This window comes from Nitrosospira sp. TNL200 (genome assembly GCF_055386305.1).
This window is the reverse complement of record NZ_AP041003.1, coordinates 1645121-1662797: the sequence shown is the minus strand read 5'-3', so window position 1 is coordinate 1662797 and position 17677 is coordinate 1645121. Positions and strand designations below refer to the sequence as shown.

General features: G+C 56.7%; 19 protein-coding genes. 4 read left to right on the top strand and 15 right to left on the bottom strand.

Annotated elements, in window-relative coordinates; all coding sequences use genetic code 11:
• Nucleotides 1-6 precede the first annotated feature (6 nt).
• Nucleotides 7-1029 (top strand): hypothetical protein, encoded by a 1023-nt coding sequence (locus ACZ5CE_RS07410; protein ID WP_464574244.1) that lies wholly within the window; start codon nucleotides 7-9, stop codon nucleotides 1027-1029.
• A 162-nt stretch (nucleotides 1030-1191) separates the two neighbouring features.
• Here the strand turns inward: ACZ5CE_RS07410 and uvrB are convergent, their stop codons facing one another.
• Entirely contained in the window at nucleotides 1192-3279 is a 2088-nt protein-coding gene (uvrB, locus tag ACZ5CE_RS07405) for an excinuclease ABC subunit UvrB (RefSeq protein ID WP_464577457.1), read from the bottom strand.
• Nucleotides 3280-3387: 108 nt separating this feature from the next.
• Here uvrB and ACZ5CE_RS07400 point away from each other — a divergent pair, with 108 nt between their 5' ends.
• The gene (locus ACZ5CE_RS07400; protein WP_464577455.1) at nucleotides 3388-4581 is read left to right on the top strand and encodes a pyridoxal phosphate-dependent aminotransferase; all 1194 of its coding nucleotides are present in this window, start codon (nucleotides 3388-3390) and stop codon (nucleotides 4579-4581) included.
• A gap of 198 nt (nucleotides 4582-4779) precedes the next feature.
• On the opposite strand, the gene ACZ5CE_RS07395 is transcribed toward ACZ5CE_RS07400, so the two are convergent.
• Both ACZ5CE_RS07395 and relB read right to left on the bottom strand, forming a co-directional pair.
• A complete protein-coding gene (locus tag ACZ5CE_RS07395; protein ID WP_464574243.1) occupies nucleotides 4780-5046 on the bottom strand; it encodes a type II toxin-antitoxin system RelE family toxin in 267 nt (88 codons plus the stop codon).
• Nucleotides 5030-5260: a type II toxin-antitoxin system RelB family antitoxin gene (relB, locus tag ACZ5CE_RS07390; RefSeq protein WP_464574242.1), complete on the bottom strand. Its 231-nt coding sequence runs from the start codon at nucleotides 5258-5260 to the stop codon at nucleotides 5030-5032. Before relB ends, ACZ5CE_RS07395 begins: the two co-directional genes overlap by 17 nt.
• A gap of 121 nt (nucleotides 5261-5381) precedes the next feature.
• On the opposite strand from relB, the gene ACZ5CE_RS07385 reads away from it, so the two are divergent.
• Nucleotides 5382-5645 (top strand): hypothetical protein, encoded by a 264-nt coding sequence (locus ACZ5CE_RS07385; RefSeq protein ID WP_464574241.1) that lies wholly within the window; start codon nucleotides 5382-5384, stop codon nucleotides 5643-5645.
• A gap of 363 nt (nucleotides 5646-6008) precedes the next feature.
• On the opposite strand, the gene ACZ5CE_RS07380 is transcribed toward ACZ5CE_RS07385, so the two are convergent.
• The 4 genes from ACZ5CE_RS07380 to ACZ5CE_RS07365 all read right to left on the bottom strand — a co-directional run bounded on the left by ACZ5CE_RS07380 (nucleotide 6009) and on the right by ACZ5CE_RS07365 (nucleotide 9772).
• Entirely contained in the window at nucleotides 6009-6209 is a 201-nt protein-coding gene (locus ACZ5CE_RS07380) for a hypothetical protein (protein WP_464574240.1), read from the bottom strand.
• 344 nt (nucleotides 6210-6553) lie between these two features.
• Complete coding sequence (locus ACZ5CE_RS07375) at nucleotides 6554-7930, bottom strand: alkaline phosphatase family protein (RefSeq protein ID WP_464577363.1); 1377 nt, start codon at nucleotides 7928-7930, stop codon at nucleotides 6554-6556.
• Between the two features lie 21 nt (nucleotides 7931-7951).
• Nucleotides 7952-8638: a hypothetical protein gene (locus tag ACZ5CE_RS07370; protein WP_464577361.1), complete on the bottom strand. Its 687-nt coding sequence runs from the start codon at nucleotides 8636-8638 to the stop codon at nucleotides 7952-7954.
• A gap of 48 nt (nucleotides 8639-8686) precedes the next feature.
• Complete coding sequence (locus tag ACZ5CE_RS07365; protein ID WP_464577360.1) at nucleotides 8687-9772, bottom strand: hypothetical protein; 1086 nt, start codon at nucleotides 9770-9772, stop codon at nucleotides 8687-8689.
• 793 nt (nucleotides 9773-10565) lie between these two features.
• Between ACZ5CE_RS07365 and ACZ5CE_RS07360 the strand changes: the two genes are divergently transcribed.
• Nucleotides 10566-11330: a PEP-CTERM sorting domain-containing protein gene (locus tag ACZ5CE_RS07360; protein WP_464577358.1), complete on the top strand. Its 765-nt coding sequence runs from the start codon at nucleotides 10566-10568 to the stop codon at nucleotides 11328-11330.
• Nucleotides 11331-11371: 41 nt separating this feature from the next.
• On the opposite strand, the gene fliR is transcribed toward ACZ5CE_RS07360, so the two are convergent.
• From fliR to ACZ5CE_RS07320, 8 genes are all read right to left on the bottom strand, one after another.
• Nucleotides 11372-12178, bottom strand: coding sequence for a flagellar biosynthetic protein FliR (gene fliR / locus ACZ5CE_RS07355; RefSeq protein ID WP_464577356.1), 807 nt, complete (start codon nucleotides 12176-12178; stop codon nucleotides 11372-11374).
• Between the two features lie 34 nt (nucleotides 12179-12212).
• The gene (fliQ, locus tag ACZ5CE_RS07350) at nucleotides 12213-12482 is read right to left on the bottom strand and encodes a flagellar biosynthesis protein FliQ (RefSeq protein ID WP_464577354.1); all 270 of its coding nucleotides are present in this window, start codon (nucleotides 12480-12482) and stop codon (nucleotides 12213-12215) included.
• A gap of 91 nt (nucleotides 12483-12573) precedes the next feature.
• Nucleotides 12574-13413: a flagellar type III secretion system pore protein FliP gene (gene fliP, locus ACZ5CE_RS07345; protein ID WP_464577352.1), complete on the bottom strand. Its 840-nt coding sequence runs from the start codon at nucleotides 13411-13413 to the stop codon at nucleotides 12574-12576.
• Nucleotides 13403-13846: a flagellar biosynthetic protein FliO gene (fliO, locus tag ACZ5CE_RS07340; protein ID WP_464577351.1), complete on the bottom strand. Its 444-nt coding sequence runs from the start codon at nucleotides 13844-13846 to the stop codon at nucleotides 13403-13405. The genes fliP and fliO overlap by 11 nt, the downstream gene beginning before the upstream one ends.
• An 80-nt stretch (nucleotides 13847-13926) precedes the next feature.
• Nucleotides 13927-14325: a flagellar motor switch protein FliN gene (gene fliN / locus ACZ5CE_RS07335; RefSeq protein WP_464577349.1), complete on the bottom strand. Its 399-nt coding sequence runs from the start codon at nucleotides 14323-14325 to the stop codon at nucleotides 13927-13929.
• Between the two features lie 59 nt (nucleotides 14326-14384).
• The gene (gene fliM, locus ACZ5CE_RS07330) at nucleotides 14385-15359 is read right to left on the bottom strand and encodes a flagellar motor switch protein FliM (RefSeq protein WP_464577348.1); all 975 of its coding nucleotides are present in this window, start codon (nucleotides 15357-15359) and stop codon (nucleotides 14385-14387) included.
• A 7-nt stretch (nucleotides 15360-15366) separates the two neighbouring features.
• Nucleotides 15367-15867: a flagellar basal body-associated protein FliL gene (fliL, locus tag ACZ5CE_RS07325; RefSeq protein WP_464577346.1), complete on the bottom strand. Its 501-nt coding sequence runs from the start codon at nucleotides 15865-15867 to the stop codon at nucleotides 15367-15369.
• 270 nt (nucleotides 15868-16137) lie between these two features.
• The gene (locus ACZ5CE_RS07320; RefSeq protein ID WP_464577344.1) at nucleotides 16138-17640 is read right to left on the bottom strand and encodes a flagellar hook-length control protein FliK; all 1503 of its coding nucleotides are present in this window, start codon (nucleotides 17638-17640) and stop codon (nucleotides 16138-16140) included.
• Nucleotides 17641-17677: the final 37 nt, after the last annotated feature.

Genomic DNA, 17677 nt, shown 5'->3' with positions numbered 1-17677 from the left:
ATTACAATGAGTATCAGCTTATTCGCTTCCCTGATGATCGTGTCAGGTTTGCTTTCTCTAACCGGCTGCACCACTCCTATTCCACGGCATCCATTTCAGGCTCAAGCGCAAGCCCAAGCATACTATCAACAGGGTTTTAAATATGAGGCTGGGATGGGTGTTCCCAAAAATATTGAAGAAGCTCGAAAGTGGTATCAGCTATCCGCCCAGCTCGGAAATCCTGCGGCACAAATTGGTCTGGCTCGGCTTAATCAGACGTCTGCTCAAAATGGGGCGACACAGAATACGTCGGCTGCCCGCCCCTCGTTGCAAAACGTAAACCCTGCTCCTGTCCCAGCAACAGGGTTTTTGCAAAAGCCGGAAGTACCCGGGGTGGAAAAATCATTCTCATTTACATCGCAAGCAGATCCTGTCTCGGATTTAGTAGAAAAGAAAATGTTGGAGTACCGTTCCAGGAACGACGTGGTGATGGTTATATTTGAAGCTAAAAAGGACGTAAATTCCGCTCTTGCCAATATCAAGACAGCTATGAGAACCCGTGACCCTGAGGGACTGTTCAACCCCTATTGGATCATTGGTTTTGGTGACGAAAAGACAAACATGGGAACCAATTGCGGCGTGATTATTGGTCAATGGTATGCCTCAGGATTTCCCTCTCGTGTTCAATGGGAAGAAATAATGCGTCGATCTTTGTGGGATGAGACAAAATCAGGTGCTTATTTATATAGTCAATCTGGAGAATTTAGAATAAATGAAAAAAAGGAATCCCAGTTTGAGATGGATGCCCTTAAAAAGAGTTGCTTCAAAGGCAGTAAACTTGCCCAGAGTAATTTTAACAGCCTAGCTGTAGGCAGTCCTTATTTTGGGCGAAACGATGCCGCTAATTTAAATGCAATTGGCGCGATTCTATTTTATGGTCAATTTGAAGATGAAGATGACAGGATCGCAAGAAATAAGGCAGAAAAAGAACGGGTGGAGCAACAGAGGAGACATCTGGAGATAGACCAGAATAGGAGGGAGATGAGATAAATATATGCTGTAGTAATAGGCAGGTTATCATTCTCCTCCCGTACTCACCTTTAAATTCCCACCTTCGTGAGAGATGACCCAGGTATTCATCCAGCGTATTTCCGGTTCAGGCTGGAAATAACTCCAACGATATCCAGTTGACTGTTTTACCATCACTTTCCATCACTTTCCCGCCCTCCTCCGGCGTTGAGGTTTTTTCGCTTTCTCCTCATTTTCCTCAGAAACAGGATCAATAAATCCTACGAAGAGTTTGTTTTTAATCTTTTTTAGCTCGTCGCGATACCCCGCTGCTTTTTCGAATTCCAGATTTTTCGCTGCCGCCAGCATCTGCTTCTCCAGCGCCTTGATTTCCCTGGCAAGCTGAGTCTCGCTCATCGCGTCATACCGGGCCTGCACCTGTGCGGCCTTGAGTTGCTGCTGTGCCGTTTCCATGCTGTAGACGCCGTCGATCAGATCCTTTACGCGCTTGTGCACCCCGCGCGGGGTGATCTGGTGAACCTTGTTGAACAGGATCTGTTTGTTGCGCCGCCGCTCGGTTTCATCCATTGCGCGGCGCATGGAATCGGTAATCCTGTCGGCATAGAGCAGCGCAGTACCATTGATATGGCGGGCCGCGCGGCCGATCGTCTGTATCAATGAACGTTCCGAACGCAGGAAACCCTCCTTGTCGGCGTCGAGTATGGCCACCAGCGACACTTCGGGGATATCCAGCCCCTCCCGCAGCAGGTTTATCCCCACCAGCACATCGAATTTTCCCAGCCGCAAGTCGCGGATGATTTCCACGCGCTCCACCGTATCGATATCGGAATGAAGATAGCGCACCTTGATACCATGATCCGAAAAATAGTCGGTCAGGTCCTCGGCCATGCGTTTTGTCAACGTGGTGACGAGCACGCGTTCGCTTTTCGCCACGCGCAGGCCGACTTCCGACATCAGGTCATCCACCTGGGTGACCGCGGGCCTTACTTCGACCTGGGGATCCACCAGACCGGTAGGCCGCACCACCTGTTCCACCACCTGCCCGCTGTTGACGCGCTCGAATTCCGCCGGCGTGGCGGAAACGAAGACGGTTTGCGGCATCATTTTCCTGAATTCGTCGAACCGCAGCGGACGGTTGTCCAGCGCCGACGGAAGGCGAAATCCATACTCGACCAGGTTTTCCTTGCGGGAACGATCGCCCTTGTACATGCCGCCCACCTGCGGAACCGTCACGTGGCTTTCGTCGATGACCATCAGCGTGTCCGGCCGCAGATAATCGATTAGTGTGGGTGGCGGCTGCCCCGGTTTTTTCCCCGACAAGTGGCGTGAATAATTTTCGATGCCCTTGCAGAAGCCCAGCTCGTTGAGCATCTCCAGGTCGAAGCGCGTTCGCTGCTCGATTCGCTGCAACTCCACCAGCTTGTGGTTCTGCTGGAAAAAATCGATGCGCTCCCGCAATTCCGCCTTGATGGTCTCGATCGCCCGCAGCGTGGTGCTTCGCGGGGTGACATAATGGCTGGAGGGATAAACGGTATAGCGCGAGACTTTTTTCTGGGTATGCCCGGTGAGCGGATCGAATAGCACCATGCTTTCCACTTCGTCGTCGAACAGCGATACCCGCACCGCGGTTTCCGAATTTTCCGCGGGAAAAATATCGAGCACATCTCCCCTCACCCTGAAGGTTCCGCGCGCGAACTCGAACTCGTTACGCTGATACTGCATTTCAGCCAGACGCTGAATGGCTTCCCGCTGGGTCATCTTGTCGTTTTCGCGCAGATGCAGGATCATGCCGTGATAGTCCACGGGATCGCCGATGCCGTAGATGCAGGACACTGTGGCGACAATGATGGCGTCGTCCCGCTCGAGCAGCGCCTTGGTCGCGGACAGGCGCATCTGTTCGATGTGCTCGTTGATGCTGGAATCCTTCTCGATGAAGAGATCGCGTGAAGGCACGTAGGCTTCCGGCTGGTAGTAGTCGTAATAGGATACGAAATACTCCACGGCGTTTTCAGGAAAGAATTCGCGCATTTCGGCGTAGAGCTGCGCTGCCAGAGTCTTGTTCGGCGCCATGATGATCGCGGGACGGGCAAGCCGCGCAATCACGTGCGCCATGGTGAAGGTCTTGCCCGAACCGGTCACGCCGAGCAGCGTTTGAAACGCCAGGCCGTCATTTATGCCCTCGACCAGCTTGCCGATAGCCTCGGGCTGGTCGCCGGCGGGGTTAAAGGATTGATGCAACTTGTATAAACTATTGGGGTAGGTAATGATCACGGGTATAATGCGCGGCTTGATTATTTTCCGGTACACTGAAATCCATACTCCGGCTTATCTTATCACGCAGCAAAGCCGGCATCAGTGCAAGACACCAAGGACATCATCGTGGAACTTTCATCGCGCGTTCGGGCTATCAAGCCCTCCCCCACTCTTGCGGTAACCGCCCGGGCTGCCCGGCTCAAGGCCGAAGGCAAGGATATTATCGGGCTGGGTGCGGGCGAACCGGATTTCGACACGCCGCAGTACATCAAGGATGCCGCGGTTGCCGCGATCAACAAGGGATTGACCAAATACACGGCGGTGGGAGGCACGCCCGGACTGAAAAGCGCGGTTATCGCGAAATTCATTCGCGATAACGGCTTCGACTATACACCCGCACAGATCCTGGTTTCATGCGGCGGCAAGCAAAGTTTTTTCAATCTGGTGCTTGCGACCATCAATGCGGGCGACGAAGTCATCATTCCGGCTCCCTACTGGGTGTCATATCCGGATATCGTCCTGATCGCGGAAGGGAAACCCGTCATTGTCGGGGCCGGCATCGAACAAGGCTTCAAGATAACGGCGGCGCAACTGGAAGCAGCCATCACGCCGAGAACGCGAATGTTCGTCATCAACAGCCCCAGCAATCCCTCGGGCAGTGTTTATTCCATGGATGAGCTCAAGGCCCTGGGCGAAGTCCTGAGACGGCATCCCGGCATTCTCATTGCCACGGATGACATGTATGAGCATATCCTGCTGTCGGGCGGAAGGTTCGTCAATATCCTCAATGCCTGCCCCGACCTTTATCCCCGCACCATCGTGCTCAACGGCGTATCCAAGGCTTACGCCATGACTGGCTGGCGAATAGGTTATTGCGGCGGCCCCGAGCGCATCATCACCGCCATGGAAAACATCCAGTCCCAGAGTACCTCCAACCCTTCTTCGATCTCGCAGGCCGCTGCGGAAGCGGCGCTCAATGGCGATCAATCCTGCATGCTGCCCATGGTGGAGGCATTCAGGAAACGCAACCGGTTTGTGGCCGATGCGCTGAATGCCATTCCCGGCGTCAGGTGCCTGTTGTCGGAAGGCGCATTTTATGCGTTTGCCGACACGCGCGAGGCAATTTCGCGGCTGCATGCAAGAGGTTTGCTGAGCGATCTCAGCGATATCGCTCTCAGCGAATACCTGCTGGAGCACGGCGGGGTCGCGGTCGTACCCGGCTCGGCTTTCGGGGGAGATGGTTATATCCGTCTTTCGTTCGCTACTGCCATGGCCAACCTGGAAAATGCGCTGTGGCGCATCGAGAAGGCGTTGAGTTAGTGGATAAACCATTCTTGATGGATCGTGAAATCATGTCCAGATTCAGCAAGCGTTATGCGTGCCAAAAACAGGAATGAATGGCGATCAACATCAAACCAACCATGGCAATGCGGACCGGCTCGCGTAGATTCCGCCTATGGATGCCGTGGTGCAGATTGCCGTGAGGCCCATGCCCACCAGAATGGATGAGGGTAAGCATCAGCGATATATCTCCGCGCGATGCCCGACTGCTATCACCAGCACGCAAAGCTTGCTATCCTGCACCTGGCAAATGACGCGGTAATCCCCTACCCTGTAGCGCCACAATTCGCCGTGGCTGCTTTTCAGGGGCTCACCGATACTGCGGGGTTTGTCCAGCGCGGCTACTCGCTTTCGTAAAAAAGCCGTGATGCGCTTGGCTACCTGCTTGTCCAACCTCGCCAGATCATCCTGGGCGCCCTCGCTCATTTCAATCGTCCAGGCCAAGGGCACGCTCCACTTCATCCAATGTCAGCGTGCCACTGCGCCCTGCCCTGATATCCTCCAACCGCTGCTCCGCGATATAAATATCCTCTATATCTTCAAGCTGTCGAAGTACCGCCTCCTTGACGTAGAACGCCTTGCTGCGTCCTGTTTTCCGCGATACGGTTTCCAGCCGTGCAAGAATCTCGTCAGGAATGCGGATCGAAAGAGTTGCCATATAGCCTCCATATGTAGTACATGTAGTACACGTACTACACTATAACATCAAACCTCCTTGCTTTTTCATGTAAGCGCAGATTACGAAAAACGTGGTTCCGCTTGTCTTTGCAGGAGCGACCGTGGGTCGCGAACCTGCCGTTGCGAAAGCTCATGCTATCGACAAGATTGTCTTACCTGCGGGTACCGCAACAATGGACGATTGCTGCCGTATTACCGAGTTGCTTTATGGCGGAGTTCCTACCTCGCCCATGCCTCTCACCGTCGGCTTCCGTGAGATTATCAGTGATCAGGAGTTGCACGTAACAGCCGGCTATACAACCTCTGACCCGAAGGGTAACGGTCTCAATCTTAATGTGAAGACCATCCCCTCCAGATTGATTTAACCTCACATTGACCCCAATGTTGTGGCACGCGGCGCCTTGGACATGTCGCCGCGTAGCGTGCCGATAATGACATCCAGCTTCTCACCGACCAAAGGCGGGGGGTTGCCCGCGCTGCCAAGCGGGCGGAGAGTGTAATCATTGGATCGGAGGGGTCGCGGGCAATCTCACTGGCTATGCGTACTTCGCCGGTCGGTGTGCCTTCCACTGCCAGCCTTCCGAGTTCGCCCAGATCGAGATCGCGGAACACATGCCACCGGCTTTGCCGGTGGTATTTGACTTTAGATTATAGTCAGTGCGGATAGGCTGCCTGGATACACTGGAAAACACGGCCTTTCGCACAAGCCCTTTTGGAGGGATCTTTGATCAGGGGGTAAGACGTTCCAGGTTGACCTCTACGCACGGGTCTCCACCCAGAACCAGCAGACGCCGCCCATGCAGCTCGCCGCCATGCACGACTAAGCCAAGCGCCTGAGGTGGGCCGTGGCCACCGAATCCAAAGAGGTAAGATCGGGCGCCAAGATGCAGCCGTTCCGGGAGGAACTCCAGCAAGCAGGAGATTGCCAAACGACTGAAGATTGCTCGCACACCTGTTCGAAGACTGCTGGAAGCATCCCGAACGCGCCATGGACTGGTGCTCGCTCGTCCCCAGAAGGCTCTTGAAGGCACCCGACGTCTCAAATCGTGTGGGACTTTACGTACCTTTGTTGGAAATTAACCAAGTATTTACTTCAGGAGTTGCAAATCATCCGTGAGTTCATCCCGTCGCCGGCGAATAATTGCTTATAGTTCGACTGCCTGAGGGAGCTTGAACTTTTCAGGAGAAAAGCCGGAAGGAACCTGTCAACGTGGCAGAGTTGCGCGCTCAGGAAAATCGCAAACGCAGCCGGAGGCGCGTACTTGCTAAAAGTTTATTTTCCCGGCGCATCAATGGGAGTGCCGGGAAGATGGGCAAGTTCCGGGTATTTCTCCAGCGCCCGCGGACGGTCATAATCAACCAGTTTTTGCGCGGCGGCGGTAAAAGCCTGCTGGCTATCCGTCTGCACCCGGGTATCGGTGGCGGGCTTAAGTTCCACGGAACTGGTGATGGCGTCGGCAGGCGGCTGCGGCACATCGGTGCGCGGTTGCGCAAGCGCCTGGGCCAGCACTTGCGATACGCTTTGAATGCCCGCTTCCCTTCTCCGCTTGACCTCTTCGTTATAATCCGGGGTGCCGGCAAACTTTTCCGATAGCAGTTGCAGGATGGAGGTGTGGTCCATCGCACCCTTGAACACAGTGCCGGATGCGATCCACGGCGATACCACCAGCGCCGGGACCCGAGGGCCGGTACTCGTGAATTCCTCCGAAAACAACGCGCCCGGCGCCAGGGCGGCGGAAATCGGCAAAGGCGGCACATGATCGAAAAACCCTCCATGCTCATCATGGGTGACGATCAGGACGGTGCGGCTCCATTTTTCGGAATCCTTGCTCAGCAGGTCGTATATGTTGCGCAGGAAATGCTCCCCCGGACCGATGGACGTGGGCGGATGGTTATCGTTCGGGATCCAGCCGAAATGCACTGGAGAATCGGTATATTCGGGCTCTATGAATATCACCTGCGGCATCTCGGAAGGCGATTCGGAGGCGAAATCCCCCGGAAACTGCCTGAAGCTGCGGAAGTTCGGGCCCAGCACCTCGTAAAACCGGTCGAACAGAGCGAAGAATGAGATACCGCAGTGGTACACGCGCCAGCTGACGTTGCGCGCATTAAGCCACTCGAAGATGAAGCTATCCGCGACCGTGGGTATGGGGCGCGCCTTGGTATCGTCGATCAGCGAATAGCCGCTGTAGGCTATCGAGCGGTTGGGCTGGGTGTCCGTCGGCAGAGGCGCGAACCAGTTATCGCATACCGCGTAGTTCATCGCCAGGAAATTCGACATTGAAACGTCCCCTGGAGAAAGAAAGCCCATCGATGGCGGATCGGCCACCTTGCTTCCGGTCGCGTCGAAATACGCCTCGACGAAGCCGCTCATGGTAAAGGCGGCGCCAGCCTGGCCCAACTGGGTGCTCACCATGGGCCGGCTGTGAGGCAAGTCATGCAGCAACGGACCATCCTTCAATTCGAAAGGCTGGTATCCCTGCCCATCCAGGAAGTTCGTGTAGGCTGGATTCTGCTCCGGGTCGATCAATCCCGCCACATCCTGGCGGTTGTTGAAGCGCTTCATGCTCAGATGACCCAGTACATGATCAAACGAGCGGTTTTCCATCATGACGATGACGATGGTCTGGATCTGGTCGAGCATTGCCATGGCCTGTTCTCCTTGTTCTCTTTAGTTTTTTTGCTCTGCGCAGCTCATCTGCATATTGACGGTCAGGCGGCGTGCAACTGCCGCAAGGGCGCTCTCGCACGTTTCTTCAGGGGCGACAGGGCTGGCTATTGTCCATGTTCCCATTGCAGGGACGTTTTTGAAACGGTCTGTCCCGTCTTTTGGCGGAATCTCCACTTCCACATCATCCTTGCGGACTATCAGCGGCCGGGGATAGCTGTTGGTGACCAGTTCGGCATGAATGCCCGGGGAAGTGTCCTGTTGCTGGATGGTGAAGGAAACCGATATCGATTGCGGCTGGCCGCTGCACTCTGCAATGCCGCCCCAGGTCCTGGCGCTTTCTCCTGGGACCACCTGCACGTCCCATTCACGCTGCACGCTCTTCAACACCCCAGGCACCTTGAGGATAAAGCGCGTGCTTTCCACTGGAGTCACCATCCTTGAACCTTCCGCGGGCACTTCCCCAATGCCCGTGAGCGGCGGAACCGCATCCAGCATGACGCTGGCATTGTTGCCGGAAGCGGCCCAGTCGATTTTCACCGTCTCGCCAGGGCAAATGGTGCTGGGGGCCACGTTGAAGGTTTTTATCTGGGCGCAACCGGCGAGAAACGGCACTGCCAGCAGCGCGGCCAATATGAGCGGACGGTCAGGCAGACTGGATGCCGTTTTCGCCGGACTTATTCCTGGCATCGCGGAAGCCCGTTGTTTCATATAAAGAACGGAGGTTCGCATGGCGGATTACCAATAGCCGGGCGGCACCATATACAGGCCCGTGTCCCATTTCCATTCCCGGATCGGGTTTTCTGTCATGGCATCCTTGTCATCCGGCTGTGCGGTCCAATGAAAATCGCACACTTTTCCATTATGGCCCACAAAAGTATGGATGCCGCCATTGGCCACCCCCACGAAAAACGGCACATTTTCCAGTTTTTGCAGCTGTGCTTCGGTTTCGCTATCAGGCGCCATTCCCCGATAACCGGTGATGACGGCATCGCAGCGCACGCCATCCGATCCCGCGATGGGAGATTTCCATACCCGGGAACCCGCCTTGGCCATGTTGAGGGCACCCAGTTTCTCGCGCTCGCCCGCTCCGGCAAGGTCGTCGGCGGTTCTCGGCGAATAGAAAATCGCGGTCCAGCCATCCTTCTGCAATTCCTCGCACAGAACCGTGCCTCGCAGGTCGGCCTCCTTGACTCTCTGGTTTATTTCATCGGAGCGCCCGCCATGATCGGCTCCCCCATACGCAGCCCTGACGTTCTGCATCACCCAGCCGATGCACGAGCTCTCCTGCAACCGAACCGACTGCCCGGAGGAATTCTCGATTTCAACCGCCCCCGGCTCCAGTGCGCCGAGTCGCCAGTTTCCCGCGCTCATGGCATCGATCTCGCCCTGGAGGGTGGAACGGTTCCCCCGAAGAATATCCTCATGGAAGCGCGAATGGTCGCCATAATAGAGGCCAACCCCAATGCGATCGATTGCTGTTTTGTGGGCAGCGGTTTTCTCCGTGATGCTCCTGTCGCCCGCCTGGGCGATCTTTCGCCAATCTCCGGCGCTTCCCGTAGCCTGGCCATTACCCGCCCGGGTGAAGAGCCAATTGGCAATGGATAAAGCCGCATCGTCCGAGAGGGTATTCACATTTCCATCATGGTCGAAGCTGTCGACGATCTCCCACAATTTTTCAAGATTCTCGGTCGTGCCGGCGATAACACCGTTTCCGGGTATGCTTCCCGTATCCAGCTCGGGGTGCGCGCTTCGTAATTCCGCGGCATTTATTGATCTCCCCTTCAATCGAGCAATGAAGGTCGCGTGATCCAGTTTTGGCATTCCTGTCACTCCCCTGTAATGGCAGTTGAACAAAACGAAGCAGATAAAACAAAACAGACAAAACGAAACGTTGCCAGTAGTCGCCGTTACGCCGCAATCCGAACTGATTCGCCATGTCTGTATTTTACTTTAGCAGTAATTCTGAAAAGTTCAATCTCGGCACAGCGGGAAATACTGCAACGGGAATATCAACCATGTTGTCATGGCAGCGTGGGATAACACACTGTTTAACGGTATTTTTATCGGACAAGCGGCTTCTGGTGTGTATATTCGGCCGGACCAGGACGGCAGGAAATGATGAATTGATATCACTACTTATCATGGGTTGAACTGGTTGACGCAAAAAAATCCGCACTATAAGATTCACGCGGATACTGAAATTCCATTTGAGAGAAGAGCTGGACATATCTCCGTCAATGTAATAGCAGCTTTACGGGATGGGATACGGGAATGATGCGACCACGGAGGACGGAGCAGTGTCTTCCGCAGGAAGATCGACCAGCAGCGGACTCTCTGCAGCGGGCTGCTGGCGCCCCAACAGCCTTTTAGCGCGGTCCGATATCCCCGCCGCTGTCCGATCCCCGCTTCGCGAAACCTCTTGGGCAACACTCCAGGAAGCCACGACTTGCGTTCACTGGCATCGTAGTCTCGGCTGTGGCCTTTGTCGGGCCTTATGATCGTCCTGATCTTACCCGCAACGCACATAGCGAGAATTTGCTCAATTTTTTCTTAAAAAACGCCTGTTGCATCGCTTGTTCACTATTCGATAGACTTTATGGGGGAACGAAGAATCATGAAAACAAAAGTTATGAACCAGGCTATAACGTCTGCTTTGCTGATGCTGTCGGTGGCGGCGCCGCTTGCCATTTCCACGGACGCAAGGAGCGCCGCGCTATCCGTCAGCTCGATCATTCATGAGACTATCATTTCACCCGACTTGGGCTGCGGGTCGTTCGTCGGGGGAATCACAACAGGCACAGGAATAAGCAGCCTGCTCGGGCAGGTGTCGATCTCGGGGAAAGATTGTGTTACGCCTTTCCCGGACGGACATCTTTCTTTTGCCGGCAAAATGACTCTCGGCACTGCAAGCGGCTCCATCTTTGCCGACTATGAGGGACTGTTCACTCCGACAATTCTCCCATTCATATTCTTATTCAACGATACCTCATTCACGATAACCGGGGGGACGGGAAGTTTTCAGAAAGCGAAAGGGAACGGGACATTCATCGGCGGCGAGAATATAGTTAGCGGGAATGGCTTGCTTCTGATTAGCGGAACCATAAGCAACTACACAAAACTGAAGCCGTCCGGCTTGCTATTGAGCTCCCTCACTAGCGCTTCGGATGGTTCATTCGATACGGCCGCCATTGCCGCCCTGGACCCGACTCCCCTATCCCCCGGGATGACCCTCGGGCAATATCTGGCAATAGACCAGAATGCAGAAGTGCTGCCTGATACTCTCGTGCCTGAACCGATGTCGCTCACCCTGCTGGGAATCGGCCTCGCGAGCTTCGCCCTGGCACGGCGGCGCAGGCCTTTCATCCAGCCGGTTATTTAACCACTCAGCGAAGTACGCTTATCCGCCGTCGTGGCGAGCAATCAAGGGGAAGGCTGAGGCAGTCTTCCCGCCGCCGCCCGGGCTATTTCCAGCATGGTGTGCATGCCTTCCGTAATCAGTTTTTCGATTACCGGCGTGAAGTGGGGAAGCGACAGCATCAGGGCGATCATTCCGACCATGAGCGTGATAGGAAAGCCGACAGCAAAAATATTCAGCTGGGGCGCCGCGCGAGTGAGGATGCCCAGCGCGAGGTTGACGATCAGCAGCGCCGTGACCACTGGCAGGGCGAGTCCCAGCCCCGCCTCGAAAATCCTGCCCCCCCAGTAGGCCAGCGTTTGCCATCCCGCCGCGGACACCGGTTCGGTGGAAATGGGAAATACGCTGAAGCTCTCGGTGAGTACCGACAGCATCAGCAGATGTCCGTTCACGGCAAGAAAGACAAGCGTCGCCAGCAGGCCAACGAACCGCGCCACGACAAGCGTACTGCCATCGCTACGCGGGCTGAAGAAGGTGGCAAAGCCCAGACCCATCTGCAGCCCGGCAATTTCTCCCGCCATTTCCACCGCGCTGAAAACGATGCGCATCGCGAAGCCCATCGCCAGGCCGATCACGATTTGCTGGACCAGTATCAGCAACCCTTCCATCGACCCCGGCTCGACCTTGGGCAACGGACCCAGCGCGGGTGAAACGATCAGGGTGAGGCATACTCCCAGGCCGACCTTCACCCGCACCGGAATGGCCGCATTGCCCAGCATGGGCGCAGCGGCCAGCAGCGCCAGGATGCGCGCCAGCGGCCATAGGAAGGACGTCAGCCACAGGTTGAAATCGGCGGAGGTAAGCGTAATCATCGGCGGGCGGTCTGACATTGTCCCGGAGCAGTAGCTATCCCACCATGGCGGGAATGCTCTCGAACACCTGCCGCATGTAGTCCGTCAACACGCCGAGCAGCCACGGACCGGCCACCACCAGGGTCGCGAACAACGCGACCAATTTCGGTATGAAAGACAATGTCATTTCATTGATCTGGGTGGCGGCCTGAAAAATGCTGATCATCAGCCCCATCGCCAGCGCTACCAGCAATAGCGGAGCGGAAACCAGGAGAGTTATTTCCATGGCTTTCTGGCCCATGGTCATTACGCTTTCGGGTGTCATCGTTTTCCTCGGTTGTGTGAAAAATAATCCCGAATCCGGCAGTTGGACAGGGAGGAGTCTGCGGCTTTTGGAGTGCAGGGCAAAGCGCATGCTAGTAAAAGCTTTCCGCCAGCGAACCGATCAGCATATGCCATCCATCCACCAGCACGAACAGCATGATCTTGAACGGCAGCGCCACCAGCGCGGGCGACACCATCATCATCCCCATGGACATGAGCACGGAGGCCACGACCATGTCGATGATCAGGAAGGGTATGAATACAGCGAAACCAATCTGGAACGCCGTTTTCAGCTCACTGGTGACGAAGGCCGGGACCAGCACCCGCAGGGGCACCTCTTCCGGCCCATTCAACTGGGGCGTGCCGGAAAGCTTGACGAAAAGCGCCAGGTCGGCCTCCCGTGTCTGTTTCATCATGAAAGCCTTGAGCGGCGCCGCGCCCTTCTCCAGCGCCTGGGCCTGGGTTATCTTGCTGGCGCTGTATGGCTCGTAGGCATCCGTATAAATCCGGTCGAAAACCGGACCCATCACAAAGAACGTGAGGAACAGCGCGAGGCCGACGAGCACCTGGTTGGGCGGCGAGGACTGCGTGCCGAGCGCCATGCGCAGCAGCGAGAGGACGATGACGATGCGGGTGAAGCCGGTCATCATCAGCAAAACTGCGGGAAGAAACGTGAGTGCGGTCAGCAGCAGCAGCGTCTGCAGGCTCAGCGAATAATTCTGCCCTCCGCCGGCGGTGGGCGTGCTGGTGAAAGCAGGCAGGCCCACCGCTTGCGATTGGGCCGCGAGGGCCAGGGATGGCAATGCCAGGAATGCGATCCCCAAAACAACACCGGCAACGCCGCATCCGCTGCGATTCGCGCGCCGCCCGGCAAGCAAAGAGGGTGAGGGATTGCTGATATCCCCGTTCATCTTACCGGCATCATTCGCCATTTCGTTTCTCCGTCATCCGTTTTAACCATCCAGGGAAATAGTCACTGGTTACCGCGCTGGCGGCCTGGGGGGCGCCGGCAGGAAAGCTTTCTCCCTTCGGCATGCTGTGCAGAGCGGTTACGTGTCCCGGCGCGACTCCCACCACCAGCCACCTGTCGTTGACTTCGATCAGCACGACGCGCTCCCGCTGGCCGACAGCAGAACTCCCGATGACCTTTAACACCCCGGCGGCGCCTCGCGGCATGCCGCCGAAGCGCCGTAACAGCCAGGCGCACCCTGCCATGACGGCAAGCACCAATCCAAGCCCAAGCATGACCTGAAGCATGCCGCCATCGGTGACGGAAGACGGCGCATGCACGGTCTGCCCGGCAGCATGAGCGGACAAGGAGCAGCAAACGGAAGAAAAGGCGGCAATGAAGCGCGTCGATGCCATTGACGCCGCAGGCGCCCTAAAACGATCAGTGTCCGGAGTACGCATTTATTTGTCCTGGGGGAGGGAATCGAGTATCGATGTCAGCGATTCAGTTTCCGGATGCGCTCGCTCGGCGTAATGATGTCGGTAAGGCGGATGCCGAACTTGTCGTTGACCACCACCACCTCGCCCTGGGCAATCAGGTACCCGTTCACCAGCACATCCATCGGCTCGCCCGCCAGCCCATCCAGTTCGACCACCGACCCCTGGGCGAGCTGTAGCAGATTTTTGATGGCGATCTTGGTGCGTCCCAACTGCACCGTCAGTTGCACCGGGATATCCATGATCAGGTCGATATCGTTATGGATTTCCGTTTTTGCCGGGCTGTTGAACTGTTCGAAAATTTGCTGTGGGGTATTGCCCGTGGCGTGGAGCGGGGAGTCACCCGCATTTTCCTGCCCCTCCATCAGCTGGGCAGCACTGGCATTGCTTGCTTGCATATTCATCTCCTTGATTTCCTGTGTAAAAGGCCGGTGGGACAGATCGCGGCGTTCCATGATCATTCTGTACTGGCCGAGCCCAGCATCCTTTCCATGCGCAGGGCGTAGCGGCCATTGGAAATGCCGTAACGGCAATCCATCACCGGCACGCCGTCGACGCTTGCGGTGACGAATTCCGGCATATCCAGCGGGACGACATCGCCAACCTGCATGTTGAGTATCTGGTCGAGCGTCACCTGGATATTGGCGAGATTAACCAGCATGGTGACTTCGGCGGCCTGTACCTGTTTCGATAACCGGCCCACCCAGCGTTTGTCCACTTCCAGCGATTCGCCCTGCATGCTGCTTGAGAGAAGGTCCCGGATCGGCTCGAGAATGGAATAAGGAATGCAGATGTGCATTTCTCCTCCCGCCGAACCAAAATTGATCTCGAATGTGGTGGCGATGACAATTTCGTTGGGAGTGGCGACATTGGCGAACTGGGTATTCGTCTCGGCCCGCACATACTCGAATTCGATGGGATAGACCGGGTTCCATGATTTTCCGTAACTGTCGAATACCAGGTTGAGCAGGCGTTGAATGATGCGCTGCTCCGTCTGGGTGAAATCGCGGCTTTCGATCTTGGGTCCGGCACGGCCCTCGCCGCCAAACAGATTATCCACTACGAGAAATACCAGGGCGGGGTCGAAGACGAATAGCGATGTGCCGCGCAATGGCTTGACATGCACCAGATTCAGATTCGTCGGAACCACCAGGTTGCGCACGAACTCGCTGAACTTGATCACCTGAACGGGGCCGACCGATACATTTCCGCTGCGCCGCATGAAATTGAACAAACTCAGGCGCAGCAGTCTCGCGAAGCGCTCGTTGATGATCTCGAGGGTCGGCATGCGGCCGCGAACGATGCGCTCCTGCGCGGCAAGGTTGTAGGGCCGGAATCTCGCGCCCGGCTTGCGCGGTTCCAGCGCCTCTTCGTCAGCAACGCCCGCGAGAAGCGCGTCGACTTCTTCCTGGGAGAGAAAATTGGTGTTCATGAGGCTGCTACTGGATAACGAACGAGGTGAAAAGCACGCTTTGAATGCGCTGTTCCGGCGCACCCTCCCCGAATGGCTGCCTGATCTCGGCAGCGAGCTCGGCAGCAAGTTTTTTCTTACCCTCGACCCCCAGGATTTCCGATGCCGCTTTGCCGGAAAGCAGCAGAACGATGCGATTGCGCACCTCCGGCATGTGAAGCTTGATCGATTCCGCCGCCGGGGCATCATTCACTTTCAAGGTCAGGTTGGTTTGCAGATGCTGTTCTTCCCCCTCGGAATGCAGGTTCACGGTAAAGGTATCCAATGTGACGAAAACGGGAGGCTGCTCTGCTGTCCTGGCGTCCAGGCCATCCTGCGGCCGGTTCATGTACCAGGCTGCGCCGCCTCCCGCCGCAGCGAACCCCAGGACTGCAGAAATTACGATCATTGCCATTTTTTTGCCGCCGGATTTTTTTTCCGTGCCGGTCTCACTGCCAATCTTTCCTCTCACCACTGATCTGGCTGCCATGATTTGCTCCATTGCAAAGTGTGTGAAACGAATTATCGAGCCACCAGCCCGTAGCCGATGCGTCAAACAGAGGGCAAAAAGCGGGTCATCTCGAAATTTTCAGGATTGGGACGACCCTCCTCCGCGAGATGATGGGCGGGGGAGGCCAAATGAAGGAAGCCGAAAAAAGAGGGAGAAAGGAAGAAGGGAGAAGCGGGGAAAGCATGGTGAAGCATGGAGAAAAATTGCCCCGGCAGCACCCAGCGGCCAGCGGTTCAGCGGCTGGCAGCGCTATGCGAAAATATCCACCAGCCTGTTTTTCCCGCCGGGGTTGCTCGCTATCATTCCATGGCCATTCCCCTGCCCTACCGGGCTCTCGCCTGGGGAATAACGCGAGTCAGGCCGATGCTGCCGCTCGAAACCCTGTTGCTGCGAACTGTCGCCGCCGCTGCTGACGGTCGCGCCCCCCAGGCTGATGCCGCTTTCCGCCATCATTTCCCTGAGGCGGGGCAGCGCCGCTTCCAGCGCCTGCCGCACATCCGCATGCTGCGACACAAACGTTGCGGTGGCCTGGTCGTTGCTGATGGAAAGCGTCACCTGCAATGGTCCGAGATCGGGCGGATTGAGGCTCAGCTCCGCGATCTGCTCCTGGCTGGAAACCATCCACAAGACTTTCTGGCCTAATGCATCGTCCCAGCCGCTGGCGCCAAGCGGCGTTTGCAGGTCCTGCATGACGGAAATGGCGGTGCTGGAACCGGTGTCCCCCATGGCGAAACCGCGTTCCGCCGGCTGCGCCATGAAGCTCGCCTGGGGCGCGGCGGACAACGATGGCGGTGGAGGCTGGGATCCCGCATCCGTTACGATTGCTCCCTGTTTTTCGGGTTTGTCCGCCACGCCCGAGCCTGGCATATCGAACTTGAAATCGTTGCGCTGCGCGACATCCGGTTTACCCGCGTCCGTCCTGTCCATCTTATCCGCCCTATCCGGCTTGTCCATCCTGCCGGCGTTCTCCTCCACGTTGGGAAGAGCGCTCTGCTTTCCTTTCGCCGGCAGCGCCGGAACAGCTTGTGCAGTTTGTGCAGCCTGTACTATCCGACTCATCTGTATGGCCGGAGCGGGGTTCCCGCCGGCAGTGATGCCGGCCGCCACACTTCTCTCGCCTGTGGCGGCATCGGCCGTACCGGCTGTACCCCTTGCAATCCCTGTGCCGCCTGCACTGTAGCCACCGATCCATGGAAAGATATCCGCTCGCCCCGTTTCTTCCTTGCCCGGCCGGGCCGAAACAGGATTGGCGTCGTCCGGCCCGCCATCCCGTGCCCCGCTTCGGGTATTGGCGATCCGCGAATCCACGGCGGCAGGAGCCGGAGCGGGAGAAAATTGCGTATTGCCAAGGCTTGCCAGAAGTCCCGCAAGGGAATCGGCATGATTCTCCTCCGGAGACTCCATGCTTTCCTTATCCGTCCGTGCGGCAGCTGCCGCGGAACCCGCCCTTGCCGCATGCTTCGCCGGGGCCGCTTCCGCCACGGCAACGGCTGGCTCGGGGGGAAGTGCCGTATTTTTCATGGAGGTATCCGAAACAGTACCGGAACTCATGGCGCCGGACGATATAGACAATACGGGTGCGCCCCCCTCCTCCTTATCGTGCATTTCACCTGCCAGTACCTTGCTGAAACTGGGTACGGAGGCGGCCTCGCTTCCTCCATTGCTGGCTGCGGCATTGCCGGCAGATGAACCGGGTGGCAAAGAGGGTACCGCTGCGGTTGAAGCGTTTTGCAACATGGAGGGATTGAGCATGGCTTTATTCCTGTTTATTTCTGTTTATTGTCGTATT

Excerpts from the sequence above, each read along its gene's own strand:
- ACZ5CE_RS07410 (WP_464574244.1), top strand. The coding sequence starts at position 7 with ATGAGTATCAGCTTATTCGCTTCCCTGATGATCGTGTCAGGTTTGCTT.
- relB (WP_464574242.1), bottom strand. The coding sequence starts at position 5,260 with ATGGCAACTCTTTCGATCCGCATTCCTGACGAGATTCTTGCACGGCTG.
- ACZ5CE_RS07375 (WP_464577363.1), bottom strand. The coding sequence starts at position 7,930 with ATGGCAATGCTCGACCAGATCCAGACCATCGTCATCGTCATGATGGAA.
- ACZ5CE_RS07370 (WP_464577361.1), bottom strand. The coding sequence starts at position 8,638 with ATGCCAGGAATAAGTCCGGCGAAAACGGCATCCAGTCTGCCTGACCGT.
- ACZ5CE_RS07365 (WP_464577360.1), bottom strand. The coding sequence starts at position 9,772 with ATGCCAAAACTGGATCACGCGACCTTCATTGCTCGATTGAAGGGGAGA.
- ACZ5CE_RS07360 (WP_464577358.1), top strand. The coding sequence starts at position 10,566 with ATGAAAACAAAAGTTATGAACCAGGCTATAACGTCTGCTTTGCTGATG.
- fliR (WP_464577356.1), bottom strand. The coding sequence starts at position 12,178 with ATGATTACGCTTACCTCCGCCGATTTCAACCTGTGGCTGACGTCCTTC.
- fliQ (WP_464577354.1), bottom strand. The coding sequence starts at position 12,482 with ATGACACCCGAAAGCGTAATGACCATGGGCCAGAAAGCCATGGAAATA.
- fliP (WP_464577352.1), bottom strand. The coding sequence starts at position 13,413 with ATGGCGAATGATGCCGGTAAGATGAACGGGGATATCAGCAATCCCTCA.
- fliO (WP_464577351.1), bottom strand. The coding sequence starts at position 13,846 with ATGGCATCGACGCGCTTCATTGCCGCCTTTTCTTCCGTTTGCTGCTCC.
- fliN (WP_464577349.1), bottom strand. The coding sequence starts at position 14,325 with ATGCAAGCAAGCAATGCCAGTGCTGCCCAGCTGATGGAGGGGCAGGAA.
- fliM (WP_464577348.1), bottom strand. The coding sequence starts at position 15,359 with ATGAACACCAATTTTCTCTCCCAGGAAGAAGTCGACGCGCTTCTCGCG.
- fliL (WP_464577346.1), bottom strand. The coding sequence starts at position 15,867 with ATGGCAGCCAGATCAGTGGTGAGAGGAAAGATTGGCAGTGAGACCGGC.
- ACZ5CE_RS07320 (WP_464577344.1), bottom strand. The coding sequence starts at position 17,640 with ATGCTCAATCCCTCCATGTTGCAAAACGCTTCAACCGCAGCGGTACCC.